At 33.8% G+C, this 25,203-nt stretch carries 23 protein-coding genes and 1 tRNA gene; 5 read left to right on the top strand and 19 right to left on the bottom strand.

Annotated elements, in window-relative coordinates:
• Together MKD52_RS03180 and MKD52_RS03175 are read right to left on the bottom strand one after the other, a co-directional pair.
• Positions 1 to 398, bottom strand: a 398-nt coding sequence (locus MKD52_RS03180) for a class I SAM-dependent methyltransferase (protein ID WP_242099216.1), incomplete at its 3' end; no start/stop codon positions are given.
• A gap of 6 nt (positions 399 to 404) precedes the next feature.
• Positions 405 to 2,453: a hypothetical protein gene (locus tag MKD52_RS03175; protein WP_242099215.1), complete on the bottom strand. Its 2,049-nt coding sequence runs from the start codon at positions 2,451 to 2,453 to the stop codon at positions 405 to 407.
• A 223-nt stretch (positions 2,454 to 2,676) separates the two neighbouring features.
• On the opposite strand from MKD52_RS03175, the gene MKD52_RS03170 reads away from it, so the two are divergent.
• The 3 genes from MKD52_RS03170 to MKD52_RS03160 all read left to right on the top strand — a co-directional run bounded on the left by MKD52_RS03170 (position 2,677) and on the right by MKD52_RS03160 (position 6,980).
• On the top strand, positions 2,677 to 3,342 hold the full coding sequence (locus tag MKD52_RS03170; RefSeq protein WP_242099214.1) for a class I SAM-dependent methyltransferase: 666 nt from the start codon (positions 2,677 to 2,679) through the stop codon (positions 3,340 to 3,342).
• Between the two features lie 71 nt (positions 3,343 to 3,413).
• Complete coding sequence (locus MKD52_RS03165; RefSeq protein WP_242099213.1) at positions 3,414 to 4,997, top strand: flagellin B; 1,584 nt, start codon at positions 3,414 to 3,416, stop codon at positions 4,995 to 4,997.
• Positions 4,998 to 5,051: 54 nt separating this feature from the next.
• Complete coding sequence (locus MKD52_RS03160) at positions 5,052 to 6,980, top strand: motility associated factor glycosyltransferase family protein (RefSeq protein ID WP_242099212.1); 1,929 nt, start codon at positions 5,052 to 5,054, stop codon at positions 6,978 to 6,980.
• A gap of 37 nt (positions 6,981 to 7,017) precedes the next feature.
• Here the strand turns inward: MKD52_RS03160 and MKD52_RS03155 are convergent, their stop codons facing one another.
• Complete coding sequence (locus MKD52_RS03155; RefSeq protein WP_242099211.1) at positions 7,018 to 7,251, bottom strand: hypothetical protein; 234 nt, start codon at positions 7,249 to 7,251, stop codon at positions 7,018 to 7,020.
• A 98-nt stretch (positions 7,252 to 7,349) separates the two neighbouring features.
• Here MKD52_RS03155 and MKD52_RS03150 point away from each other — a divergent pair, with 98 nt between their 5' ends.
• Entirely contained in the window at positions 7,350 to 7,607 is a 258-nt protein-coding gene (locus MKD52_RS03150) for a helix-turn-helix transcriptional regulator (RefSeq protein WP_112057474.1), read from the top strand.
• Between the two features lie 215 nt (positions 7,608 to 7,822).
• Here the strand turns inward: MKD52_RS03150 and MKD52_RS03145 are convergent, their stop codons facing one another.
• From MKD52_RS03145 to pheS, 9 genes are all read right to left on the bottom strand, one after another.
• The gene (locus tag MKD52_RS03145; RefSeq protein ID WP_242099210.1) at positions 7,823 to 9,937 is read right to left on the bottom strand and encodes a carbon starvation CstA family protein; all 2,115 of its coding nucleotides are present in this window, start codon (positions 9,935 to 9,937) and stop codon (positions 7,823 to 7,825) included.
• A gap of 300 nt (positions 9,938 to 10,237) precedes the next feature.
• Positions 10,238 to 10,324 (bottom strand) — tRNA-Leu (locus tag MKD52_RS03140).
• Between the two features lie 72 nt (positions 10,325 to 10,396).
• Positions 10,397 to 11,980, bottom strand: coding sequence for a phosphoglycerate dehydrogenase (gene serA, locus MKD52_RS03135; RefSeq protein WP_242099209.1), 1,584 nt, complete (start codon positions 11,978 to 11,980; stop codon positions 10,397 to 10,399).
• Between the two features lie 12 nt (positions 11,981 to 11,992).
• Positions 11,993 to 12,481, bottom strand: coding sequence for a hypothetical protein (locus MKD52_RS03130; RefSeq protein WP_242099208.1), 489 nt, complete (start codon positions 12,479 to 12,481; stop codon positions 11,993 to 11,995).
• Positions 12,482 to 12,492: 11 nt separating this feature from the next.
• Positions 12,493 to 14,169 carry a 30S ribosomal protein S1 gene (locus tag MKD52_RS03125; RefSeq protein ID WP_242099207.1) on the bottom strand — a complete coding sequence of 559 codons (1,677 nt, stop codon included), beginning with the start codon at positions 14,167 to 14,169 and terminating at the stop codon, positions 12,493 to 12,495.
• 69 nt (positions 14,170 to 14,238) lie between these two features.
• Positions 14,239 to 15,063 carry a 4-hydroxy-3-methylbut-2-enyl diphosphate reductase gene (locus tag MKD52_RS03120; RefSeq protein ID WP_112057479.1) on the bottom strand — a complete coding sequence of 275 codons (825 nt, stop codon included), beginning with the start codon at positions 15,061 to 15,063 and terminating at the stop codon, positions 14,239 to 14,241.
• Entirely contained in the window at positions 15,054 to 16,364 is a 1,311-nt protein-coding gene (aroA, locus tag MKD52_RS03115) for a 3-phosphoshikimate 1-carboxyvinyltransferase (RefSeq protein ID WP_242099206.1), read from the bottom strand. The genes MKD52_RS03120 and aroA overlap by 10 nt, the downstream gene beginning before the upstream one ends.
• Positions 16,361 to 18,736: a phenylalanine--tRNA ligase subunit beta gene (gene pheT, locus MKD52_RS03110; RefSeq protein ID WP_242099205.1), complete on the bottom strand. Its 2,376-nt coding sequence runs from the start codon at positions 18,734 to 18,736 to the stop codon at positions 16,361 to 16,363. The genes aroA and pheT overlap by 4 nt, the downstream gene beginning before the upstream one ends.
• Entirely contained in the window at positions 18,733 to 19,728 is a 996-nt protein-coding gene (pheS, locus tag MKD52_RS03105) for a phenylalanine--tRNA ligase subunit alpha (RefSeq protein WP_112057482.1), read from the bottom strand. The genes pheT and pheS overlap by 4 nt, the downstream gene beginning before the upstream one ends.
• A 137-nt stretch (positions 19,729 to 19,865) precedes the next feature.
• On the opposite strand from pheS, the gene MKD52_RS03100 reads away from it, so the two are divergent.
• Positions 19,866 to 20,246: a histidine triad nucleotide-binding protein gene (locus tag MKD52_RS03100; RefSeq protein ID WP_112057483.1), complete on the top strand. Its 381-nt coding sequence runs from the start codon at positions 19,866 to 19,868 to the stop codon at positions 20,244 to 20,246.
• Between the two features lie 54 nt (positions 20,247 to 20,300).
• Here MKD52_RS03100 and MKD52_RS03095 read toward each other — a convergent pair whose 3' ends face one another.
• From MKD52_RS03095 to tatC, 7 genes are read right to left on the bottom strand one after another with little or no spacing between them, the layout of a single operon-like run.
• Positions 20,301 to 21,638 (bottom strand): type IV pili methyl-accepting chemotaxis transducer N-terminal domain-containing protein, encoded by a 1,338-nt coding sequence (locus tag MKD52_RS03095; RefSeq protein WP_242099204.1) that lies wholly within the window; start codon positions 21,636 to 21,638, stop codon positions 20,301 to 20,303.
• A complete protein-coding gene (locus tag MKD52_RS03090) occupies positions 21,635 to 22,285 on the bottom strand; it encodes a Crp/Fnr family transcriptional regulator (protein ID WP_242099203.1) in 651 nt (216 codons plus the stop codon). The genes MKD52_RS03095 and MKD52_RS03090 overlap by 4 nt, the downstream gene beginning before the upstream one ends.
• Positions 22,273 to 22,641, bottom strand: coding sequence for a hypothetical protein (locus tag MKD52_RS03085; protein WP_242099202.1), 369 nt, complete (start codon positions 22,639 to 22,641; stop codon positions 22,273 to 22,275). The genes MKD52_RS03090 and MKD52_RS03085 overlap by 13 nt, the downstream gene beginning before the upstream one ends.
• A complete protein-coding gene (locus MKD52_RS03080; protein WP_112057487.1) occupies positions 22,642 to 22,860 on the bottom strand; it encodes a PP0621 family protein in 219 nt (72 codons plus the stop codon). It lies immediately after the preceding gene.
• Positions 22,857 to 23,426 carry a 16S rRNA (guanine(527)-N(7))-methyltransferase RsmG gene (gene rsmG, locus MKD52_RS03075; RefSeq protein WP_242099201.1) on the bottom strand — a complete coding sequence of 190 codons (570 nt, stop codon included), beginning with the start codon at positions 23,424 to 23,426 and terminating at the stop codon, positions 22,857 to 22,859. The genes MKD52_RS03080 and rsmG overlap by 4 nt, the downstream gene beginning before the upstream one ends.
• The gene (queA, locus tag MKD52_RS03070; RefSeq protein WP_181566550.1) at positions 23,423 to 24,463 is read right to left on the bottom strand and encodes a tRNA preQ1(34) S-adenosylmethionine ribosyltransferase-isomerase QueA; all 1,041 of its coding nucleotides are present in this window, start codon (positions 24,461 to 24,463) and stop codon (positions 23,423 to 23,425) included. Before queA ends, rsmG begins: the two co-directional genes overlap by 4 nt.
• Complete coding sequence (tatC, locus tag MKD52_RS03065) at positions 24,456 to 25,190, bottom strand: twin-arginine translocase subunit TatC (protein WP_112057490.1); 735 nt, start codon at positions 25,188 to 25,190, stop codon at positions 24,456 to 24,458. Before tatC ends, queA begins: the two co-directional genes overlap by 8 nt.
• Positions 25,191 to 25,203 lie beyond the last annotated feature (13 nt).

Genomic DNA, 25,203 nt, shown 5'->3' with positions numbered 1-25,203 from the left:
CCAAACGCAAAACACCCGGCAAATAAAAAAAAAAATACCCCCCCCCCCACTAATACTCTGTTTATTTCTTTTGCACTAAAATCTAAATCTCTAATATGCTCAAAAACTTGATAAGAAAAAATAAAATTAAAAAAACTATTCTCAAATGGTATTTGCTCTGAATCTTGGTAATATCTGATATATTTAGAGCTTTCTTTAGAATTCAAACCTTGCCTTATAAGAAATAATTCTCCGCGATTCTTAGGAGTAATATCACAACCATAAGTACTTAAATTACGCATTCTCATTTCTTCAACAAAACGTCCATTCCCACACCCAAAATCTAATATTTTTTCTTTACAATCAACATTACTTTGGTTGAGTGCAAAATCTATTATCTCCTTAAAACCTTTCTCCAACATTCACTATCCTTGCATTATGTTCATAAAATTCTCTAGCCCCTTCTGCTTTCTAATCTCTAGCAGAATTTCAATAGTTTGTTCAACTTTTTCTAACATTTTTTCAATCTCTCTATCACCACTAATTACTCTTAATAAATACTGCTTATACTCTTCTACACTAAAAGTATAATATATTTGCCAATGATCTATAATAGCCTTTTTGATTTCTTCTGCCTTGCCACTACCATATTGCTGAATAATAACCTGCTTGTATTCATTAAAAATATCCAAAAAAGCTTTCTCATACTTTTGTTTATCTATCAAACTAACCTGCTTTTTTCCATTCCCTTTTGCCATAAATTCTGCTACACTCTCTCCCTGCTCCATAGGAAAAGTATCACAAAAAATATCAATAATATGTCCATAAATATGTGGATCCACAAATCCAGGCATAAAAAATCGATCCGAAATTCCAAGCTTTTCAACTTTATCTCTAATCACTGGCATATTCCCACTTCCAGCAGCAATAAAAATCGTATTAAGGTGTTTTTTCATAACCTTTGCAATGCACTCTAAATACTCATCGCTATCCACTTTGACAAGCCTACCTATCACGCCCAAAACTACCGTGTCTTTTGTGATAGGATATTTTGCCTTCTCTGCTTCTATGAGCTTTGGATCTCTTGGTGGATTGTAGAATCTCTCAATATCCATAGGCACTGAAAAGCTCCTAAAAATAAAAGGTGTGTCAGGTGGAGAAAAATGACTTATCCTTTCATCAATCCCCACAATATCATACCGACCATTCCCATGACTCCAAAAGATTTGCTTAGGCGCACTTCTTGTCGCAAACAAAAAATTACTAATATCTATATAGCTTGTGCTTATTAAAATGTCAATCCCTTCATTTAAGATAGAATCTCTAATTGCCAATGCCTTTTTCAAATGCGAAACATAATAACCATATTCTTGCGTTATTCTATATGTAGGGCTAATAACAGAGCATCCAATCTCAACAAAACTTTTCATGGCATTAATATCATCTTCACTTTTTTGAATATATGCCATAGAGTATATAATGATTTCATATTTTTCTTTAAACTCTGCATTTTGCATTAATGCCTTACAAAGTGAGTATTCTACCTTATAAGGAGAATTTTCCACAATTCTTTCTTCTAAAAGTCCTATTTTAATCTTGCGCCCATCAGTTGCTTCAATCTTATCTTTGCACTCTGGAAGCATTTTACCATATTCTACAAAATAAGGCTCTACAAGTTTTACTACCTTATCATTATATTCTTGCCAATCCTCTTGAGTTTGCGCAGAATTTCCAAACTTATGATAAATATAAAAATTCACATACATCGCCATATCAAGATTACCTTGTTCTAGCAATCCTTTTAAACAATCAAGCCAAACAGGAAAATTCTCCCTCCATTTTAGATGATTAAAATAATGCTTCACATTCCAAAAACAATGCATATTCCACAAAAATATTGTTTTTTTAGTAAAATCATCAAGCTTAGAGAAATTATCCCATTTCAAAGCCTCTCTTTGAATCTCCAAAATCCATTCCACTGGTATCTCATAATAATACAAAAACTCCCTTGTAAAAGGGTCTAACTCTACCATATAGTTTTCTCTCAAACTCAAATAAATCACTTTGGAGAAAAAAAACTTCACCGCTCCTTCTTTGTCCCCACTAAGCAACAAAGTCGCACTCGCAAACTCAATAAACAATAGCCTTTCATAATAAGAAGCATTGCTATCTTCCACATAAGGGGAGCAAAAATCAAAATACTTCATAAATCTCTCATCTTTTTTAGATGATTTTCTACCTTCAAAAAGCCCATAAGCCCATAAAATAGACTTATCTAAAATATCCCCCTTAGAAACAATAATTTCTAGAATCTTTTCTTTTAATAAAGCGATAATCTCTTCTCTATAAGAATCTTCTAATTGCTTCTGCCACTCCTGCCCAAAAGCGCGGATTAGCAACATACATTCATTAATATTTTCTTTTGTTTTGACTTCTTTAAGCCTATTTAGAATCTCTTGTGTTTGAATTTCCATAAATTTCTTTCATTGTAAAATTAATTTCCCTTATAATCGGCAAATTTTATCATAACTTTAACTTTTTACAAAAATTAAATTACCAATAAATATTGTATTTTACAATATTTATTGAGCTTAACCATTTTTTTAAAAACTTTAAAAGTGCATTTTTTTTTATAAACACTAATACTTTTTAGAAACAATTTCATATAATTAAATTATCTAGCTAAAAAGGACTATAATGCATACATCAGATCAATGGAATGAATCATACGCAAATGGAGAAAATTCTGTTTTTTATCCCCATAATGAACTCGTAAAATTCTTAAATCGTTTTATTAAAAAACAGATTTCCCTTGGACAATTTATGCCAATTTATACCAACTCTACCAACCAAACCTTAAGGGCTTTAGATTTTGGCTGTGGCAATGGCAGGCAAACTCTACTGCTCTCTGAATTTGGAATACAAGCCTACGGGATAGATATTTCACAAACCGCCATAAACCAAGCAGAATCTTTAGCAAAATACCTAAAATTGTCTGCAAATTTTCAAGTATTAAACAATATTAGACTACCTTTTGAAAAAGAATTTTTTGATTTTTCAGTTAGTTGTGGAGTGCTCAATTGTATGCCTATTGAAATGGCTATTCATTCCCTAAATGAACTTGCGCGTGTTACAAAAAAATATTGTTTTTTAACACTTCTTGGAAAATCAAATACTACGATTAGCTACACCACAAAAGACAAATCTGTCTTTAAACCTATATTTTTTTCTTCAACACAAGATAATATCAAACAAATACTCCAACAAACTCCTTTCACTTTAAAATGGGGAGAAAAATCCATCCATACCAACCTTATAGATCATCATGAAAGCACTTATTTTGCGCTAGTTTTAGAAAAATAACTGTAAATTTCAAAAAGTGGAACATATATTGCTTTAGATTTTACGAATTTATTTTTCGCAAAGGATGCATAATGAGTTATAGGATATACACAAATGTTAATGCGCTAAACGCACACACTTCTGGTCTTGTAAATAACAGAAACATGTCAGAATCACTAGAAAAATTAAGCTCTGGTTTAAGAATCAATAAAGCCGCCGATGATGCTTCAGGAATGGCGATTGCCGATAGCCTCCGCTCTCAAGCTGCCGCATTGGGTCAAGCTACAAGAAACGCTAATGATGCTATTGGTATTATTCAAACAGCCGATAAAGCAATGGATGAACAAATCAAAATCTTAGACACAATCAAAACAAAAGCTACTCAAGCCGCACAAGATGGTCAAACTACCACAACAAGAAACGCACTACAAAGTGATATTTTAAGACTTATGGAAGAGCTTGATAATATCGCTAATACAACAAGCTTTAATGGTCAGCAAATGCTTTCAGGGTCCTTTACCAATAAAGAATTCCAAATTGGTGCTTATTCCAATACCACCGTTAAGGCTTCTATCCAACCAACTAACTCTCATAAAATAGGACATGTTCGCTACGAAACAGGAGCTGAGATGTCCGTAAGTGCAGGATCAAGCAATCTTAATGAAGTAACTTTAAAATTTTTAAATACAGATGGAACCAATAACTACGCTATTGAATCAGTAAAAATCTCCACTTCAGCAGGAACAGGAATTGGTGCGTTAGCAGAAGCCATCAACAAAAACTCCGATACTTTAGGTGTGAGGGCAACTTATAATGTAATGGGGCAAGGGGCTGGAGCGATTGCTTCAGGAACCATTAGGGGATTAGTCATTAATGGTATTGCCATTGGAGATGTGAATGATGTCCAAAAAAATGATTATGATGGAAGACTTATTAATGCTATTAATGCCCAAAAAGAAAGAACAGGAGTGCAAGCTTCTTTAAGTATTTCAGGAGCATTACAACTTACAAGCACAGATGGACGAGCGATTTCTGTCCAAGTAACAAGCGGTGCTGCTGTTCTTAATGGAGCTGAAGCTGATGGGACAACGCCACTCCAAGGTGGTTCTTTTGCTGGAGTTTCAGGCGCAACACACGCTATTGTAGGACGCTTGACTCTTATTCGCCTTAATGCAAGAGATATTTTGGTATCTGGAACAAATTTCTCTCAAGTTGGCTTACACTCTGGTGCGACCAACATACAAAATGGATCAGGAATCGCACAATACACTGTGAATCTAAGAAGTGTTAATGGTGAATTTGATGCCAATGTTGCTTCTGCTATCGGGGCTAATGCCAATACGGCTATTGCTGTTGTTAATGCTAATGGAATTGGGGCTGGAGTAACAAGTTTAGAAGGTGCTATGGCGGTTATGGATATGGCACAATCCGCACAAGAACATTTGGACAAAATCCGTGCTGACCTTGGTTCTGTGCAACAACAACTTGTCTCGACTATCAATAACATTACTGTAACGCAAGTGAATGTAAAATCCGCTGAATCACAAATCCGCGATACAGACTTTGCTGAAGAATCTGCAAACTTCTCTAAAACCAACATTCTTGCACAATCAGGAAGTTTTGCAATGGCACAAGCCAACCAGGTTCAGCAAAATATTCTTAAACTTTTACAATAAGTTCTTTAGCCTTTTTGGCTTTAGACTTTTTAAATCCACACTTCAAGGAATCCTATGTCAGATGCTCTTAACCCAAGACTTGAGAAAAATCTCAAGGTGCTCTATCAAAAAAATCCACTTTTAGCTGCACAACTTAAAATTCTAGAACCCAATAAAAAATATGAAGTGTATATCGGAAACGATCCGCTAAATATTAATATTTACGACAAAGAAAACAAAGTGGCACTTTTCTCCAAAGAACCCTTAGCAGAAATCACTCAAAAAATTAAAGAATTTGAACCTTATAGGCTTTATCCTTTTTTTTATTTTTTTGGAATGGGAAATGGAATTTTTTATAAATACCTTTCTAGCAATCCCGATCTAAAAAAACTCTTTATTTTTGAACCTGAATTAGAACTCATTTATATTGCGCTAAATTTTGTAGATTTCGAACAAGAAATTCTAGAAGAAAAAATTTTAATTTTTTGGACTAAAACAATTAGTTTTGGACAACTTGATCAATACCTTGTTAAAGAAGGTCAATGGATTTATTCTAGAATCTACAATCTTCATATTTATAATAATTATTATGGTAAATACACAGAGGAATGCCTTGATTTAAATGCAATTCTAACAAGAAGTTTGGAGCATCATGTTATTGCAGTTGGCAATGATTCAACAGATGCTTTAATCGGTCTAGAACATCATCTTTTAAACCTTCCAGAGCTTATCACCACCCCAAGTTTTAAAGAATTAATTTCTAATGCAAAAACAACAGACACAGCCGTGATTGTCTCCACGGGACCTTCTTTGCACAAGCAAATTCCACTATTAAAAGAATATGCACCCTATATTACAATTATCTCTGTTGATGCATCTTTCCCAATTCTTACCAAACATGGAATAAAACCCGATATTGTTGCAACACTAGAGCGCGTAGAACCCACTGCAGATTTTTTCATCAAAACACCAAAAGAAGCGCAAAAAGGCGTTATTTTTGCCCTTACAAGCATTGTGCATAAAGCCACAACTAACGCGATTACACAAGGCATCAAGTCTTTTAGTATGCGCCCATTTGGTTATACTCGTTTCTTTGATTTACAAGATTATGGTTATGCTGGGATTGGAATGAGTGCTGCTAATATGGCATATGAAATTATTGCGCATTCACGCTTTAAACGATGTATTTTTATTGGTCAAGATCTTGCATTTTCTAAAGATGGAAAAACCCACTCCAAAGATGCGATTTTTGGAGAAATAGAATCTCAATACAAGCAAAAAGAAAATATAACAGAGAAGCTTATGGTGCCTGCTTATGGTGGAGATGGAGTTGTAGAAACCACTTCAGTGTGGAAAATGTTTTTAAATTTCTTTGAAAAAGACATTGCTGAAACGCCCTATGAAATGGAAGTAATCAATTCAACAGAAGGCGGTGCAAGAATTGCTGGGACAAAAGAGATTCCATTCCTAGAAGCCCTACAATCACTTTCCAAAACAAAAAAGAAGGCAATCAAACTCACCCCTCCTAGCAAAGAGCAAATTAAAGCAAACCAAAAACATATTCAATCTAAAGTAAAAGATTTTTTGGATTATGGTTATAAAAAGAAAAAGATGGTAGAAAAAACTTTTCTAAAAGTTGTCAAAATGACAGAAGAGCTAGAGCGCTTAAACAAAGAAAACAAATTAGAAAAAATCAATTTCAAAAAAATGGATAAGATTCTTGAAGAAATTGATGATATTAAGCTTTTCTTTCAGGAAGATATTTTTATTAAAGTTTTTTCTGATGCTGTGCAATCTTATATCGTGCATCAAGAATTAGAATTTGCAAAAATAGCTGTGCGTCCTGTAAAAACACTTATTGAAAAACAAGTCAAACAGATTGATTGGCTTTATGCGCATAAATTTTGGCTTTTTTCATTAGCAGGAGGAATGGATGCAACCTTAGAAGTCGCTAAACGAGCAACAAAACAATGGATGAAACTCCCTGCTAAATACAATCAATAACCACAAATAATCACTCCCAATCTAATGGGAGTGATTACTACTTTGTTGCCTCATCAAGCTTTTTATTAGCTGTTTCTTTGGTAGCTTTAATTGTTTTTTCTTTAGCCTCTTCTGCGATTTCATCTCCACTTTTTCCCGATAAAAACCCACTAATCGCTCCAAAACCTATATCTATTGCCTTCTTTGTAATATCATTAGTAAGTTCATCATCAGCCGCAAAGCAAAAATTAGCAAACAGAGCAAATAGTGCTACGATAAATATTTTTTTCATTTTTTCAACCTTTTTATAATTTATCCTATAGGATATAGAATTTAGGATTATAACATTGTAAATTTTAAGTATAAATTAATCCTATGGGATAAATCACAATGAATAATCATTTTGGTAATACAACAGAAGAAGAAATTCTAAATTTTTATCAAAACATCTCTAAGATTGTGAGAAATGTGCGACAGAAAAAAGGAATTTCACAGCTAGATTTGGCACTTGAAATAGGCATTAAATCTATCGCTTTCTATTCAAATTGCGAAAGTTGTCGTTATGGAAAACATTTTAATTTAGAGCATCTATACAAAATATCAAAAGCATTAGATGTAGACATTTGCAGCTTTTTTAAATACACATAGTTTTATATGCTGCCAATTTAAATCAAGCTTTATTTTAGCTTCTATCATTCATTACTTCAAGCAAATGCAACCAAAATCTCGAAAAAATAAACCCAAATCCATAATATAATCAAAATTTTAATTAAAGACGAAAAAATAATAATTTAAATTCTAAGAATTTATCTAAGAGTCCAAAAGTAGAAAATTTTAAAATAGGCTCAAAAAGCCTATTTTATTTAGTGTGCTACCACTTTACCTTCATAATCGCTAGCATTAAGGTAAGGTGATTCGGCAAGTGGAATATCATTTTCTCCCCTACTACATTTCCAACAAATGCGAATTGTTTGCAATAGCACCAAACAAGTTACTATCATAAAGAATGCACATAACCCTGCATTAATTAGATTATTGGTAGCAATGGTGGCAAATTTTTCTGCCAATTCTATATTAGTCTCACTTGCGGCTTTTGCACTATTGATTTGCCAAAGCGCAATGTGGCTAACTGAATCATGAATCTTCTCACCATTAGCAGGAAGCAACTTTAAGATGCCTGCATAAAGAGTTGAAACCAAAACCCAAACCGCAGGAATAATAGCAACCCAAGCTTGTTTGCCTCGACCCATTTTGAATAAAACAGCAATTACAAGCAAAAGCGCCATACCTGCTAACATTTGATTAGAGACTCCAAAAAGCGTCCAAAGCGATTTGATTCCACCTTGCGGATCTGTTACGCCTTGATAAAGAATATAACCCCAAGCTACAACACAAATTAAAGTTGCAACAACCCCCCAAAATATCGAATGAATATTTCCTATTGGCTTATAAACATTTCCTAAAATATCTTGCACCATAAATCTTCCTGCTCTAGTCCCTGCATCAACAGCAGTAAGAATAAAAAGTGCTTCAAACAAAATAGCAAAATGATACCAAAACGCAATAGAACCCTGATTAAACAAAGGTATTTCAGAAACAATCATTGCTAATCCAATTGCAAAAGTAGGTGCCCCACCTGTGCGGCTCAACACACTATTTTCTCCAATACTCTCAGCCATTCCCAAGATTTCTTGAGGCGTGATAACAAATCCAAAATTACTAATTGTTTGTGCCGCTACACTTGCAGCTTGCGCCACATCTGAAATCCCAGTTGTTCCAAGTCCTGCAGGAGCAACATTGATAGCAAAATATAAACCTGGAGTTAAAATACAAGCTGCAATCAAAGCCATGATAGCAACTGCTGATTCCATAATCATAGAACCATATCCAACCATTCTAGCATGAGATTCTTTTTCAAGCATTTTTGGTGTAGTCCCACTTGAAATCAATGCATGAAATCCACTAATGGCTCCACAAGCGATGGTGATAAACAAGAAAGGGAAAAACTGACCGCTAAAAACAGGACCACTTCCATCAATAAATTTTGTAATACTAGGAAATTGCACATCTGGTCTTACAATTAAGATTCCAAGTCCCATAAGCACAATAACACCAATTTTTAAAAATGTACTCAAATAATCTCTAGGTGCAAGCAAAAACCAAACAGGCAAAATTGCAGCAACAAAACCATACGCAATCATTATATAAGTTAATGTAACAGGACTTAAAGTAAAAACAGAAGCTAAGAATTCATTTTCTGCCACTACACTTCCATAATACAATGCCAAAATCAATAAAATAAACCCTATAATACTTGCTTCACCAATCTTACCAGGACGCAAAAATCGCATATGTAGCCCCATATAAATGGCAATAGGAATTGTCATTGCAATTGTAAAAAGCCCCCAAGGAGATTCTGCTAACGCATTAACTACAACAAGAGCCAAAATTGCAATAATTAGCATCATAATACCTAAAATCCCTATCATCGCAATACTTCCTACGCCCTTACCAAGCTCTAGTTTAATCATCTCTCCTAAACTTTTACCATTTCTGCGTGTAGAGATAAATAGCACGGTAAAGTCATGCACAGCCCCTGCTAAAACAACTCCAACAACAATCCAAATCATACCAGGTAAATAACCCATTTGTGCAGCAAGAATTGGACCTACAAGTGGACCTGCCCCAGCAATTGCGGCAAAATGATGACCAAAAAGAACGATTTTATTTGTTGGAACAAAATCTCTACCATCATTCATACTTAAAGCAGGTGTTGCACGATTATCATCAAGTCCAAGCACCTTTGTGGCAATATACTTGGAATAAAACCGATATCCAATAGCATAAATACAAACAGCCGCTACAACAATCCATACAGCTGAGATTTGCTCACCTCTATGTAATGCCAAAACTCCAAAGCCCCATGCACCAATAAATGCAACGACAGCCCAAAGTAATAAACCTAAAAGCTTATTCATTAATCATCCTTTAAAAAATAATGACATGCGTATTATTCTATATTTCTCTACAAAATTACACAAAGAAATAAAAAAGAATTATTATTTTAGGCTTTTTTTAAAAAAAATGTTTAATTTTTACTCATATATTCTAAGTTCATAAGTCTATCGCTAAACAATTATCTTAAATTCGTTACCTTTTGCCAAAAATTAACTTTTAAAAATACTCAATTAAAAAAATAAGCAATATAAAGAAGTGGGACTAGAAAGATTCTACAAATAGACCATAAAAAATAAAGAGATTAAAAAAATGTAAGTATGTGGTGCCGAGGGTCGGAATCGAACCGACACGGGGTTGCCCCCACCAGATTTTGAGTCTGGCGCGTCTACCAATTTCACCACCCCGGCTCTTGTTGGAACTGGAATTATTACCAAAATTAGCTCAAATTTTACTTAATTCCTCCAAAAAAAGGAGGAAAATTATAGAACAACATATTTAATAGATAAACAAGCCTCAATAGCAGAAAGTTCTTTTATAACTTCATTAGAAACTTCATCATCGACAAGAATCACAGCCAAAGCTTCTTTACCATATCGTCCAAGTCTAAAGTCTGCAATATTAATATTATATTTCGCCAAAGTTGTCCCAACAAAACCAATGACCCCTGGAGTATCATTGTTTCTAAAGAGAATCATACGCCCCCTTGGTGCAATATCAAGCTCAAAATGATTGATTTCTACAATTTTTGGCGTATTTTCATTAAACACCGTTCCAGAAACACTAAATTCTCCCTCTTGAGTTAGCAGGGTTAGCCTAATTTGATTTCTATAAACATTTTGCAGTGTTTTAACTTCAAGCACAATCTCCACCCCTCGCTCTTTTGCCACATAAGGTGCATTAACATAATTAACTTTATCTCCAATAGTTGCATTTAAAATACCAACTAGCGCGAAAGTAGAAAGCGAAGATAAATATTCACTAATCTCTCCTTGTGCTTCAAGTTTAATGGATCGAATCTCGTTTTTATTAACCTGAATTGCAAAAAATGCCATTTTTTGAACTAATTCCAAATAAGCCTTCATAAAATCTGGTAATTCAGTTTCCTTAATAGGCAGATTCAAAGCATTAGGAAAACTAGAGCCTCTTGCTGATTCAAGTGCTGCTTCTGCAGCTTCAATAGCAATTTTTTCTTGGGATTCAAGCGTATTAGCTCCAATATGTGGAGTTACATAGATATTTGATAAATCTAGTAATTTATTAGAAGTGGCAGGTTCTTTTGTAAAAACATCAATTCCTGCCCATCTTACTTTACCACTCTCTAAAGCTTCAAAAAGAGCATCTTCATTATACAAGCCACCTCTAGCGCAATTAATCAAAATAACGCCATCTTTCATTTTAGCAATTTGTTCTTTATTGATAATATTGATGGTTTCTTTATTTTTTGGAGTATGAATCGTAATAATATCACAAGCTAAAATTTCATTAAAATCTTTTGTATAAGCGATTCCTAAATCTGTAGCCTTTGCTGGATTAATATAAGGATCGTATGCAATCACTTCCATTTCAAAAGCTTTCATGCGCTTTCCAACACGACTCCCAATATTACCAAAACCAATAATCCCAAGCTTTTTACCTTTTAACTCCGTGCCATACCAATCTTCACGCTTCCATACTCGATCAGCTTTAAGTTGCGCATTAGCTCCTGGAAAATTTCTAATAGCGCTCAAAATGTGCGTACAAGTTAATTCCACTGCAGCAATAGTGTTTGCCGTTGGAACATTCATCACTACCACACCACGCTTACTAGAAGCTTCAATATCCACATTATCTACACCCACTCCAGCACGAACAACTGCTCTAAGTTTGGTAGCCATTGATAAAAATGATTCATCAACATCTGTAGAACTCCTTGTAATAGCCACATCCGCTTTATGAAGCTCTTTTTTTAATTCATCTTTTGGTAAGCTTGCAAGATTTAACACTTCAACATCCGCTGCCTTCTCTAGCAAATCCAAACCGCTTTGATGAATATGATCACAAACTATGATTGTAAATTTAGACATCTTAACTCCTTTTTAAGATTTAGACAAAGAATAATGAATTTCATAATGTTTTAACTCTTCTAAAACACTACGCAAATATTTCTCATCATCTGTAGCGACAACCAACCAAATACTTTCTCCTACCTTATAATAGGAATAATCAATATTATTAGCACTTAAAACTTGATTAATGCAAAAAAACTGATAATCATCAATGATTCCTACAGAAACTCTAAATGTTTCTGTGTCATCTTTTTTGAGATTCTTTTCAAATAATAATTTCACACGCAACTCAGAGGCAGGATAAAAGTAGCTAACCCCACCCTTAGCTGAGAGCTGATTTAGCCAACTTAGCTCCTTAGGTATTTTTATTGTTGCATTATCTTCTACTTTTTCTAATTGATAAGGTTCTACATTCGGAATCGAATAAGAATGTATTGCCTGTGCATAATCCCGTATTAAAACATACAGAATCACAAAAGTTAGAAAACTAAAAACACCTATCAAAACTCTTGTTTGCATTGCAAATTCTTTTAAGAGATTTGATTTTTAAGAATATCTCCCAATGTCATTTTATCATCGGCATTACTATTAAAATTTTTTAGATTAGCTTTTTCTTTTTGCTTCTCTAAGCGTCTAATAGAAACTCGAATTTTATTGTTTTGTTTATCAATTAAAGAAATAACGCCTTTAATGGAATCTCCGATTTTGATTTCTTCTTTTTTGATTGGGAATAAATCTTCATTGCGGATTAGAGCATCCATATCTTCATCTAGCTTAATAAATACTCCAAAGTCTTTAATGTCTCTAACTACACCTTGAACCTCTTCATCTTCAGAATGTTTTTTAGCAAATTCTTCTACCGGTGAAGCAATGATTCCTTTGCGCGTTAATGAGATTCTTTCCTTTTCTTTATCAATTTTAGCGATTTTCACTTCAATTTCATCACCAATTTTCATTAAATCTTTACATTTTTCATTCTTATTCCAATATGCATCTTCATTATGCAACAAACCATCAATTCCATCTAATTTAATAAAGGCACCGAAATCTGTGAGTGTTGCAACAGAGCCTTTTAAAATATCACCTTCTTTATGTTTTTTGACAAACTGCGCAAAAGGCTTATCGAGCAATTTCTTTAAAGACACCCTTAAGCGTCTCTCTTTTGTATCAATTTCAATGACTTCTACATCAATTTCTTGCCCTGTTTTCAAAAACTCTTCTGGGTTTTGAATATTTTTGTTCCAAGAAATTTCTGAGATATGCAAAAATCCTTCAATATCATTTCCTAAATCCACAAATACACCATAAGGCTCAATATTGCTCACAATAACCTTAATCGCATCCCCTACTTCTAGCTCATTCTCAACTTCTTTCCAAGGATCTTCAATGGTATTTTTAATAGAAAGCGCTAAGCGTCTTTTGTCTTTATCGTATGAAAGGATTTTAACTGATACTTTATCGCCCTCTTTATAGATTTTCGAAGGATTAACTGGTCCTTTGTGGCTAATCTCAGTGTAATGCACCAAGCCTTCTACACCTTCTACATCCACAAACATACCAAAACTTGTGATTTTCTTGATAGTTCCTTCTAATGCACCCTCTTGTTTAAGCAAGTTCTCAATCACATCCTTTTTGACACTATTTTCAATCTCAAACAAACGCTTTCTTGAAATCACAATGCTATCTTCTTCGGGTTTAACATTAATAATACATGCTTTGATGTGCTTACCTTCATTTTTACTTCCCTCTTTGAAAGCTGCCACAAATTTAGGCATAAAGAATTCTACACCCTCACCCTCTACGATATAACCACCTTTATTTTTTTTGACAACTATGCCCTCAACAATTTTATCTTTATAATCTTCACCAAGATTCTTAATGTATTCGCGAATCTTTTCTCTACGAACTGCTTTTTTGTAAGAAATCAAAGGTTGCTCATTTCTTTTTCCCATAATCACTATAGGCAACAAATCTCCAACTTTGAAAAGCAAATTCCCTTGAGAGTCTTGAATTTCGCTCACAGCAATAACACCCTCTTTTTTTTCTCCTGAAACTGCAATAATAACCTGCCCATTTTCAATAGAGACTATCTCACCTTGTGAAATTTTTTCACTCTCTCTTTTCTCGTATTGCTCCAACATTGAAGCAAAATCTTCATCAACTATAATTTCATCCAATTCTTGTATATTAATTCCTACCACAGCCATCTGCGCCCTTTTTAAAAAATAAAATATTTCTATTGTAACTCAACTAGCCTTTTAAAAGTATTAAAAGCACTAATATTTTTGGATTGTTTTAACAACTTCATTAATAATCCAATTTGGAGTTGATGCTCCAGCACTCACTCCACAGAGCTTTTTGCCATTAAACCATTCTTGATTTAACTCCCTAAAATCCTCTATTAAGTAACAATCTTCGCAATATTCCTTGGAAATATTATAAAGCTGTTTTGTGTTAGAAGAATTTTTTCCACCAACAATCACCATAATATCCACTTCTTTAGCAAGATTCCTAGCTGATTCTTGATTATCAAAAGTTGCATTGCAAATTGTATTAAACACGCGACACTCCGAACATTGTCGAATCAAAAAGTCTGCTATTTCTAAAAAAATTTCAATGTTTTTAGTTGTTTGAGAAATCAGCACAACTTTATCGGGAACTTTAGCTTGTTTGAGTGCTTCTAGGCTCTCTACCACCAAAGGAGTTGTTTTACAATAACTCATTACTCCCTTTACCTCAGGGTGTTTCTCATCGCCAAAAATAATAATCCCATAACCCTCATTGCTCATTTTTTCACAAATTTCTTGCGGTTTGGTTACAAAAGGACATGTTGCATCAGTAATATTCTTTGTCTTTTCCCTTAACTTTTGCAAATCCTCTTTTGTGATTCCGTGAGTGCGAATGATTACTTCAGCATCTTTGGGAATCTCTTGAATATTTTCATTCACAACCACATTAAATTTATCTTTTAGGCGATTGATTTCTTTAGCATTATGAATTAAAGGTCCTAGCGTGATTCCATTAGGCTTACTTTCAGCTAACTTTATGGCGCGTCTCACACCAAAACAAAACCCATAGCTTTTAGCTAATTTTACTTGCATTCTCTTTTCTCCACCTGCGTGATTTTACTCAAAATTTCTAAAAAGTTAGGAAATGAAATGTTAATATATTCTGCTTGGGTAATCTCCATTCCATTTTTCAATCCCGCAATTGCAAAACTCATCGCTATTCTATGATCTCCATAACTAGGAACTTCCGCCCTTTTAATCTCTCCTCCTTTAATCTCAAAACCATCTTCTAGCTCTCTTGCTTCAATCCCACAAAGTTTCAAATTTTCAACTACTGCCTTGATTCTATCGGTTTCTTTAACCCTTAATTCCTTGGCATTTTTTACCTTACTTACTCCCTTAGCGCATGCCATTGCAATAGCTAATGCAGGAATCTCATCAATCAACCACGAAATTTTCTCACTCACTTCAACACTCTGCAAACTTTGTGGTGAAAAAATCTCAATATCACCGATACTTTCATAGGTATTTAAAACTTCTTTATAGATGATTTTTGCACCCATTTTTTCCAAGATTCTAAAAGCTTCGATTCGTGTTGGATTTAATAAAATATTTTTTAACACAAGATGAGAATTTGGCATAATAGCAGCTGCTAAAGCAAAGAAAAAGGCACTTGAAGGATCAGCTGGAATCTCCATCACAAGCGGTTTAAGCTTTTGTTTTAAAGGCAAAAGGTGTATCTCCACTTCACCTGCTTTATTGATTTTACTTTCAATCTCAGCACCCATTCCACTTAGCATTCGTTCAGTATGGTCGCGACTAAGCTCGGGCTCTTTGTAGCGCGAATCGCCCTTTGCAAAAAGCCCACTTAGCAACAAAGCTGATTTTACTTGTGCGCTTGGAATTTGACTGGTATAATCAAAAGCCTGTAAATTTCCATTTCCTACCACAACAAGTGGCGCTAGATTCCCATCTTCTCGACCCAAAATCGTAGCCCCAATACTTCTTAATGGCAACACAACTCGTTTCATAGGACGCCTATTTAAATAACAATCTCCACTTAAGACAAACAAGCCTTTTTGCGCACTAAGCAACCCCAAATAAAGCCTAATAGCTGTTCCTGCATTACCACATTCTAAAATGCTTCTTGGCTCTTGAATGTTTGGCGGTGGAGTTAGCACCATTTCACTGCCTTCTTCTCTCACTTCCAAACCAAGCCTTTTAGCAATATTCAAACTATCTAGCGTATCTTCGCCTTTAAGGTAATTGCGAATTAAAGAAGGCTTATCGCTCAAAAGCGAAAAAATAGCACAACGATGCGAAATAGACTTGTCTGCAGCAATCTCTTGTATCTCAAGATCAAAGCTTGATGCACCCAAAACTCTCAAAATCATCGCAATACTACCTTATGATTCTGCGCTAATGCTTCTAAAACTTGATCCATCACACTCCCAATATCTTTTTCTTCTAAAGTTTTTTGGTGTGATTGAAGTTCAAAGCGGATAGTTAAGCTAATTGATTCTTTGAGATTATCATCTTTATAAATATCTAGTGGATAAAAGCCAACAATAACGGGAATATTCAAACTAGAAATTGTCTCTTTTAGGCGATAATAAGGGATTGATTTATTTACAACCACACTTAAATCTCGAGTGATTTTTTGGAATTTCGAATACATTTCAACTTGTGGATTTTTGCTAGAGAGTTTTTCTAAATCCACTTCACACAAGTAAGTATCTTCTAGCCCAAACTCTTCTGCAATTTGCGGATGAAGTGCTGAGAGAATACCGATTTCTTGATTGTTATAAATTATTTTTGCACATTGTCCTGGGTGAAAAATTCCTACCTTGCTTTGCGTTTCTTGCAATGAAAATTCTCCAATTACACGGGAGATTCTATTAGCAAAAGCAAAATAATCTCCTTTAATTCCTTTTGCATTAGGATAGCGCTCTTGTGCTACTAATCCACTTTGCAAGAATGCAATTTTTGTGCTTTGATTGCGATTAGAATCATAAACTTCTCCTACTTCCATTAGAGAAATCCCATTAAAACCATTGTTTTTATTCAATTGTGCTGCCTCTAACAAACCTAAAAGCAAGGTGCTTCGCAAAGTATTTAACTCATTAGTGATAGGATTAAGCAATTCTAGCTCATCCTTCAAGACTTCAAAGCCATATCGTTGAAGCCTTTGTTTATCTTGAAAAACAAAATGCACACTCTCATTAAAATTTACTCCAATTGCTTTTTTAGCTAGTTGCCGTTTAAAGCGATAAAAGTTTGATTCAGCATTGTTTTGATTACCTTGAATGAGTACCAAAGGCTGACTTGGAATCTCATCAATCCCAATAAATCTAATCACTTCTTCTGCTACATCTTGATAGCTTGAAATATCGTGTCTAAAAGGTGGTGGCGTTACCACAAGCAAATTTTCATCCACAGGAATCTCGATTTTAAATTCCAATGCCTGTAAAATCTGCACAACTTTTGTGCGATCCAGCCCAGCCCCAATTGTCTTAGCTATTAAAGGAATGCTAATAGTGATAGGATTGCAATTTTGTGTTGCAATTAGCTCTTGAGAATCGCTATATAAAATAACATCTTCACAACACAAAAGCTTACCTAATACATCAAAACCCATTTGCAAATTAGGATTACTGCCCCTGGCTGTGCGCTGAAAAACTTTAGGATCCACTTTGGATTTACTTTTAGTTTCTAAAACCTTCTGTGCAATGACTTTGGGAGGAATATAACTTGCCTCTAAGATAATAAACTCTCTTCCTTCTCCTAGATCCCTTAAGCTTTCTTCATTTAAGCAGGATTTAATGCCAATCACAGAAAGTTTTTTACCATTATGATAAACGCTCTCAAAACCTAACTCATCAACTTGAATATTTAACACCACTTTATTTTCCCCAGAAGCTTTGCCTAATTGACAAAATGTCTGTGGATAAGCATTTAAAATCACCCCACTCACTAGCGTAGAAAAATTCAAAGTATTTAAAAGCCAATGCTTTGCTAAAGAATCATTGTAAGCTAAAAATAAACTCACACAAAGTGGAATCACAATGGGTTCTGTCTCCATTGCGCAATACAACAAAGAAGAATCATGCCCTTTTTCTGCTGTAATTTGCAACACACGACCAATACCTGGTGCATTTTCTGTGCTTTTTAGCGATTCTAGTGGTTTTCTCTCCAAATTAAGCGCCACACTTAAATCCCTAGCAATTCCAATTAAACTCATACAATCACCGCGATTTGGAGTAATTGAAACTTCATAAACCTCATCATTAAAATGTGGATACTCCAAGAGTTCTTTACCAATCTCTAATACACCAATACTTCCATCAAGCTCCACAATTCCATCATTAATAGCAGGAAATCCAAGCTCGGTCGTAGAACATAGCATACCACAACTCTCTACTCCTCTTAATACCGCCTTTTTGATTGTAACTTGTGGCAAAATAGCCCCCTCTAACGCAACAGCAACAAAGATTCCTGCTCTAGCATTGGGAGCACCACAAACAATTTGTCGCATCTCATAATTGCCCTCACTTCCACTCACTGCAACTTGACAAACATTTAATTTAGTAGCATCGGGATGCTTTTGACACTCCAAAATTTTGCCCACCACAACCTTTTTTGGAGCACAAATTTTTTGGAACGATTCCACTTCCAAACCAATTTTATTTAATGTTTTATAAATTACCTCGCTACTGACATTCTCTAAAGGTAAAAAATGCTTTAAAATACTTCTTGTAAATTTCATTGAAACTGCTCCAAAATTCTCAAATCACTTTCAAAAAATGCGCGTAAATCTGGCACACTATAAGCCAACATTGCAAATCTCTCAACTCCCAATCCAAAGGCATAACCACTAACATCCTCATATCCAACTGCCCTAAAGACATTTTCACTCACACATCCACAACCAAGCACTTCCAACCAACCCGTGTGAGAACAAACGCGACAACCCTCTCCTTTGCAAAAAATACAACTCATATCTACTTCCGCGCTAGGCTCTGTAAAAGGGAAATAGCTTGATCTAAATCGAACCTTTACATCCCCAAACATATATTTTAAAAAATCTTCCAAAATAAACTTCAAATTCGCAAAACTCACAGAATCTTTACCATTCTCAACAACCAAACCCTCCACTTGATGAAACATTGGCGTATGTGTCAAATCATAATCGCAACGAAAAACATTCCCCGGACAAATCATACGAATAGGAGGCTTTTGAGATTCCATTGTTCGAATCTGCACAGGAGAAGTATGTGTCCTTAAGAGCTTTCCATCTTTAAAATAAAAAGTATCTTGCATATCTCTTGCTGGATGATATTTTGGAAGATTTAAGGCTTCAAAATTATGAAAATCATCTTCTACTAAAGGTCCTGTTTTAATCATAAAATTCATACTTAAAAAATACTCTACAATTCTATCTAACATTAGCATAATTGGATGATTTGAGCCTTTAAAACTACAAGGACTAAACAAAGAAACATCAATTTTTTGTGCTTGTAATTTCTCTTGCAATTCTTTAAAACTTAACTCTTCTTTTTTATTAGCCAAAGCTTTTTCAAATTCAATTTTTAATAAATTCAATTCTTTTGCCAAAGTCTTTTTCTGGGCTTCATCGCAATTTTTTAATGCTGCAAATTTTGCAGTCAAACTTCCTTTTTTTCCCATCACCGAAATACGAATCTCTTCTAATTCTGCAGTGTTTTTAGCTTGATTAATTCTAGAAAATACCTCTTCCAATAGTTCCTTCCTGTTTTCTAAGTCAATTATTTTTAGAAATTGTAATAAAAAAATGATTTACTTTTCTTAATTTTTTAAAAAATACTGCACAAAATTAAGGTAGAATTCCAAAAAAACTTCTTAATAAAGGATTGCAAATGACTATTTTTGAAAAAATTATCAAAGGTGAAGCACCTTGTAATAAAGTTTTAGAAAATGAAGATTTTCTTGCTTTCCACGATATTGCCCCAAAAGCCCCCATTCATGTCTTAATCATTCCCAAAAAATTCACTAAAGACTTCCAGCAATTAAGCCCCAAAGAAATGGCGGGAATGACAGAATTTATCCAAGAATGCGCCAAAACCCTAGGTTTAGACAAAAATGGTTACCGCATCATTAGCAATGTCGGAATTGATGGAGGACAAGAGATTCCTTACCTGCACTTTCATCTTCTAGGAGGTGCTAAATTGCGCTGGGATAATCTTGCACAAAACATTTCTGAACAGCAAAGACTTGAAGAAGCCAAAAAGGGAATGTAATCAATCTTTTTTTTGCTTACTTAAATTTAGAATCTACTTTTTATTTTCCTTTTCTTAGCAGGATTTTTCAATATCCTGCAAAATTGCATGGAGCTTTTCTAGTAATCTTGCAACAACAATTAATTGCTCACTGGATTGAATCGCTATATCTTCACCCAAATTAATCGCGTTTTCTATGCTTTTTCTTTTATTTTGACTAATTTGTGTCATTTCAAGCTTTTCTCTAATTTCCTCACTTAATTCTAAAATCTCTCGACTAATATCATCACTCAATTCTTTAGCACGATTTGAAGTTTCTTTTGCCATATGGAATTTATTTAAAAAACTAGAAAGATTCTTTGAAGCAAGAGACAATTCACTTTCCCCCTCTAGCTTGATAACCTCTGCTAGATTCCCCTTAAAGTCACCTTGTGCTAACATTTGGGTTTTTTTAACAAACTTTTTAAGATGCGTGTGAATATTAAATAAATTTCTCATTGAATACAATGCCAAAAGCACCATAATAAAAGCCGCTACATATTGAAATTTTTCCAAATAAGAGCGTGAATGAGTAGAAACATCTGAATAATAATTCACCATCCAGTTAATCTGATTTAACAAATCCGTATTCTGCACAGCAATATTTTTTAAGTTCCCTACTATTGCCTCTTGTATAACCATAGCACTTTGAAGATGCCGATAATAAACTCTCCAAAACTCATAATTTTCCTTAATAGCCTTATAAACATTAGGGTATTTTTGATAATTTTTATTGCGATAAAAACTTAAAATCATAGAATCATACAAATCACAAACTTCTTTTAATTCACGATAAGAAACACCATCCCATTGATTAGTATAATGGATTAGTAAATACGCCATTCTTTGAATAAGCATTCTTTGCTTACCCGCCTCATCAATCATGTGTTGTGGTATTTTTGCTTCCACCATCGTTTGAACAATACGATCTGAAAGCCTTAAAATTACCAAATTATTATCCTCTAAAAAATTTCTATCTATATAGATATTGTATACCTTTTTTTGAAAATCTTGCACCTCTTTTTTAAAGACTAACCATTGCTTCTTAATTGAATTAAGCTGCTTAATAATTGTCAAATTAGTAGATGCATTAATGTTTTCATTCTGACTGCCATATTGCAAAATATCAAGATTGCTTTCAAAATCCTTAATAGACTGATTTAGTTCATCAAATCCTTGCTTATTTTGAGAGTTAATCATAAAAACTTCTTTAGTAATTTTTTGAGTAAGCATTCTTTGTTTGCCTGCAATATTAATCAAATACCCATCTTGCAAGCTTCTTTGATTAATCAAAATAACAGAAACCATCATAATCCCTACACAAATTGTTGTGATAATGCCAATAACGATAAGGCGTGTAACGATTTTTGTCATTTTGCATCCTGTTTAAAAATCATTTGAAGTTTATGCGAATCTAAAATCTCTATTTTTCCTGCTTGATTGGTTTTTATTATATTATCGCGATGCAGTTTTTTTAGAATCCTTGAAAGTGTTTCTGGTTGAATATTCAAAAAAGCTGCATTTTCTTGTTTTTTATGGGTATTAAACTCATCTAAATCAGAATACAAAGAATAGGCAACTTTAGCTGTGCTATCAAAAATCAATTCTCTCAAAACTACATTTTCAAAAACCTTAATCCTTTTAAACGCCTCTTTGAAAAACATTTTTAAAATCTGTGGATAAGAATCAAAAACAGCTTGCAATCCCTCTACTCCAAAACAAGCCACCAAAGAATCTTCTACACACTCCACATTCATAAAAGATACTAATTTTTTTACATCATCACAATCATTTAATAAACCTTTTGTAGAGATGCCAAAAAATACTTCACTATCAAATCTATCCACTTTATAAATTTTCACGCCACCCTTAATTAAAAAATAAATTTCTCTAACTTCATCTTCTTCATAAAAAATAATTTCTTTCTTTTTATATTTTTTTAAAGTAGCAATCCTAGCCAAAGCTTTTTGCGATTCTAAATCTAATTCACAAAATGGCTCAAACTCCCCTAAATTTTCCAAAAAATTACCCCATCAATCCCTGCCTTAGCAGCGTGTTCAATTTCGTAGTCCAATGAAATACACAATAAAACTTTTGAATCAAATAAATAATTTTCAGCTAATTTTTGTATTTCCTTTGCTTTTTGCAAATCTTCACAAATTAAAAATTTTACTCCAAGATTCACAAGCAACAATGTCTCTGTAAGATTCCTGACCACACTGGCATATTCTACTGCATTTTCATAACAAAATTTTGCCAATTCCAAATCCCCATTAATCACTAAAAATTCATTAGGTAAAGTTTTTTCAATGGCTTTAGCTGAATCTACATAAACAATTTTTAAAGGATTAATAAGCTTATGATTTAAAATTAGCATTTAGGATCTCTCCAAGCATTCTTTAGAGCAGTAATACTCACCATTGCTAATAATTGCCTCTTTAGAAGAGATATAAATACCACATTTTTTACACTCTAGCATAATTTCTTCGCAATTAGGCTTTTTTGAGTGAGTTTCTTGTGTGTTTTTAGAGCCAATCTTTCGGACAAAAAAATAAATTCCAACCACCAATAAAATAATCAATAAAATCTTTATCATATATTCTCTCCTTTGATTACTAAATAATTTCTAAAATCCCTCTGAAAGCACTCACACTCCAATCCTTGAGGAATCTCATTTTGCACTAAAGAACCCTTATAAAGCAAAATCAAGCTATTTTTATCAATAATTGACTGGGTTTTTTGCAAAAACCCAGTCAAGCTAAAAGTCGCTCTTGAAGTTATCAAATCTGGCTTTTTATCTAACTTAACTTCTTCCACCTTTTTGCGTAAAATCATAAATTTTTTTAATCCCAATTGTGATTTAAGATTCTGCAAAAAAGCAGCCTTTTTGGCATTAGGCTCACATAACACAACTTCAATTCCAAGCGCAATCCCTAAAGCAACAGCCGGAAATCCATTCCCACTTCCTACATCAAAAAGCTTTGTCTTGCTTCTTAAAGTTTCACCTAAGAATTCCAAAGGATATAAAGAATCCTGAATATTTTTATAAATACTCTCCAAATCTCTAGCCCCACTTAAACTATGAATCTCATTCCACTCTAAAAGCAATTTTGCATAAGATTCTAAAGCTTGATTAGCTTGTGTTGTTAAATCAAAATTCATAGCACCAACATTCCATCGCCATAAGAATAAAAGCGATATTTCTTTTCAATGGCTTGTTGATAAATTCTCTTTGTCTCATCTAATCCCACAAATGAAGCCACAAGCATTAATAAAGTTGTTTTAGGCAAATGAAAATTTGTTAACAAGGCATTTGTTATTATCGGCTTATTTTGGGGGTGCAAAAACAAATCACACTCTCCTTGCATTTCTTTGGTGCGAGCAAAATACTCCAAAACTCTTGCGGCAGTCGTTCCAATGGCAGTGATATGTGAAGCTTTTTTGATTTTTTCCACACTTTCTTTAGGTATTACAAAAGTTTCTTGGTGCATTTTATGCTCCAAAATATTCTCTGTGCTTACTCCAATAAAAGTCCCTGCACCAACATGCAAGGTTACAAAAGCATTCTCAAAGTCCATTTGCAAAGCCCTAAAAGACTCTTGGCTAAAATGCAAAGAAGCTGTTGGAGCAGCAATCGCGCCCATATTTTTAGCAAAAACAGAATTATAATTTACTCTATCTTCTTGATTATCCTCACGCTTAATATAAGGTGGCAAAGGGATATGCCCAGACTGCTGCAAAAAATCAAAAAACTCTTGGTGACTTAGAGGATGCAAACATTTTTCATCTTTAAAAAATGAAACTTCCTTAAACCCCATTCCACAATCTTTAAGGATTTTTGCAAAAACTTCTCCAAACTCAACAATATTTCCTATTTTTAATCGTCCTTTTAACTGCATTAAATATAAATTTTCCACTATTTCTTTATGAAATAAAGCTTCTATTTTTCCACCACCCAAGGCTTCTTTTTGTGGTTTTTTACCATAGATTCTAGCAGGAATTACCTTAGTATCATTAAAAACTAACAAAGTCTTTTTGGGTAAAAAACTGGCAAAATCTCTAAAAGTCGTATGTGCAATAGAGCAATCTTTTCTGTCATAGACCAAAAGTTTAGCATTTTCTTGTGGCATTATTGGGCTAAGAGCGATTAGCTCTTTAGGGAGCTTATAGTCATAACTCTCTAGCAATAATTCATTCATTCTCATCTGTCTCATTTTTATAAGGATTAACTATTTTAGCAATAACAATAGACAAACCATAAAGAAACGCTAAAGGAATCGCCATTAAAAATTGAGAAAGAATATCAGGAGGGGTAAGAATAGCCGCCAAAATAAAAATAAGAACGATAGCGTATTTAAAATAATCTTTTAAAGTTTTATCTGTAACTAGTCCAATTTTTGCCAAAAAAAATGTAATTACAGGAAGCTCAAAAGAAATTCCAAATCCCACCATTAACTTTGCAAAGAATCCAACATAATCCCCAATACTTGGAAGTGCAGTAAAAAGCTGACTACCAAAATTAATCAAATAATGAAAACCCACCGGAAAAGCAATATAATACGCAAACGCACAACCACATAAAAAGAAAAAAGTTCCAAAAATCACAAAAGGGATAACAAGCTTTTTTTCATTATCATAAAGACCTGGAGCTACAAACGACCAAATCTGCCAAAATATAATAGGTAAGGCAAAAATAAATCCACTAAAAAAAGCTACTTTAATAGCCGTAAAAAATGCCTCTCCAACTTGCGTAAAAATAACACTTTCACGCCCTTTTGGTAAAGCTGCACTCAAAGGAGCCACCATCCAATCTAAAATTATTTCCCAAAAATAAAAAGAGATTAAAAAGGTTATTAAAAGCGTTATAGTAATTGCAACTAAACATTTGCGCAAGTCTTGAATATGAGGTTTCAAATCTTCAAACATTATTATCTCACTT

Origin of the sequence: Helicobacter sp. CaF467b, from assembly GCF_022664765.1 — a bacterium.
In the GTDB taxonomy this organism is placed as follows: domain Bacteria; phylum Campylobacterota; class Campylobacteria; order Campylobacterales; family Helicobacteraceae; genus Helicobacter_D; species Helicobacter_D colisuis.
The sequence above is the reverse complement of the archived record's forward strand: the minus strand, read 5'-3'. Positions and strand labels throughout refer to the sequence as shown.

Excerpts from the sequence above, each read along its gene's own strand:
- MKD52_RS03095 (WP_242099204.1), bottom strand. The coding sequence starts at position 21,638 with ATGACAAAAATCGTTACACGCCTTATCGTTATTGGCATTATCACAACA.
- pheT (WP_242099205.1), bottom strand. The coding sequence starts at position 18,736 with ATGAAATTTACAAGAAGTATTTTAAAGCATTTTTTACCTTTAGAGAAT.
- MKD52_RS03130 (WP_242099208.1), bottom strand. The coding sequence starts at position 12,481 with ATGCAAACAAGAGTTTTGATAGGTGTTTTTAGTTTTCTAACTTTTGTG.
- queA (WP_181566550.1), bottom strand. The coding sequence starts at position 24,463 with ATGAATGAATTATTGCTAGAGAGTTATGACTATAAGCTCCCTAAAGAG.
- MKD52_RS03085 (WP_242099202.1), bottom strand. The coding sequence starts at position 22,641 with ATGCTAATTTTAAATCATAAGCTTATTAATCCTTTAAAAATTGTTTAT.
- MKD52_RS03175 (WP_242099215.1), bottom strand. The coding sequence starts at position 2,453 with ATGGAAATTCAAACACAAGAGATTCTAAATAGGCTTAAAGAAGTCAAA.
- MKD52_RS03100 (WP_112057483.1), top strand. The coding sequence starts at position 19,866 with ATGACTATTTTTGAAAAAATTATCAAAGGTGAAGCACCTTGTAATAAA.
- MKD52_RS03165 (WP_242099213.1), top strand. The coding sequence starts at position 3,414 with ATGAGTTATAGGATATACACAAATGTTAATGCGCTAAACGCACACACT.
- MKD52_RS03155 (WP_242099211.1), bottom strand. The coding sequence starts at position 7,251 with ATGAAAAAAATATTTATCGTAGCACTATTTGCTCTGTTTGCTAATTTT.
- tatC (WP_112057490.1), bottom strand. The coding sequence starts at position 25,190 with ATGTTTGAAGATTTGAAACCTCATATTCAAGACTTGCGCAAATGTTTA.
- MKD52_RS03145 (WP_242099210.1), bottom strand. The coding sequence starts at position 9,937 with ATGAATAAGCTTTTAGGTTTATTACTTTGGGCTGTCGTTGCATTTATT.
- rsmG (WP_242099201.1), bottom strand. The coding sequence starts at position 23,426 with ATGAATTTTGATTTAACAACACAAGCTAATCAAGCTTTAGAATCTTAT.
- MKD52_RS03160 (WP_242099212.1), top strand. The coding sequence starts at position 5,052 with ATGTCAGATGCTCTTAACCCAAGACTTGAGAAAAATCTCAAGGTGCTC.
- aroA (WP_242099206.1), bottom strand. The coding sequence starts at position 16,364 with ATGATTTTGAGAGTTTTGGGTGCATCAAGCTTTGATCTTGAGATACAA.
- MKD52_RS03150 (WP_112057474.1), top strand. The coding sequence starts at position 7,350 with ATGAATAATCATTTTGGTAATACAACAGAAGAAGAAATTCTAAATTTT.
- serA (WP_242099209.1), bottom strand. The coding sequence starts at position 11,980 with ATGTCTAAATTTACAATCATAGTTTGTGATCATATTCATCAAAGCGGT.
- MKD52_RS03125 (WP_242099207.1), bottom strand. The coding sequence starts at position 14,169 with ATGGCTGTGGTAGGAATTAATATACAAGAATTGGATGAAATTATAGTT.
- MKD52_RS03120 (WP_112057479.1), bottom strand. The coding sequence starts at position 15,063 with ATGCAAGTAAAATTAGCTAAAAGCTATGGGTTTTGTTTTGGTGTGAGA.
- MKD52_RS03170 (WP_242099214.1), top strand. The coding sequence starts at position 2,677 with ATGCATACATCAGATCAATGGAATGAATCATACGCAAATGGAGAAAAT.
- MKD52_RS03080 (WP_112057487.1), bottom strand. The coding sequence starts at position 22,860 with ATGATAAAGATTTTATTGATTATTTTATTGGTGGTTGGAATTTATTTT.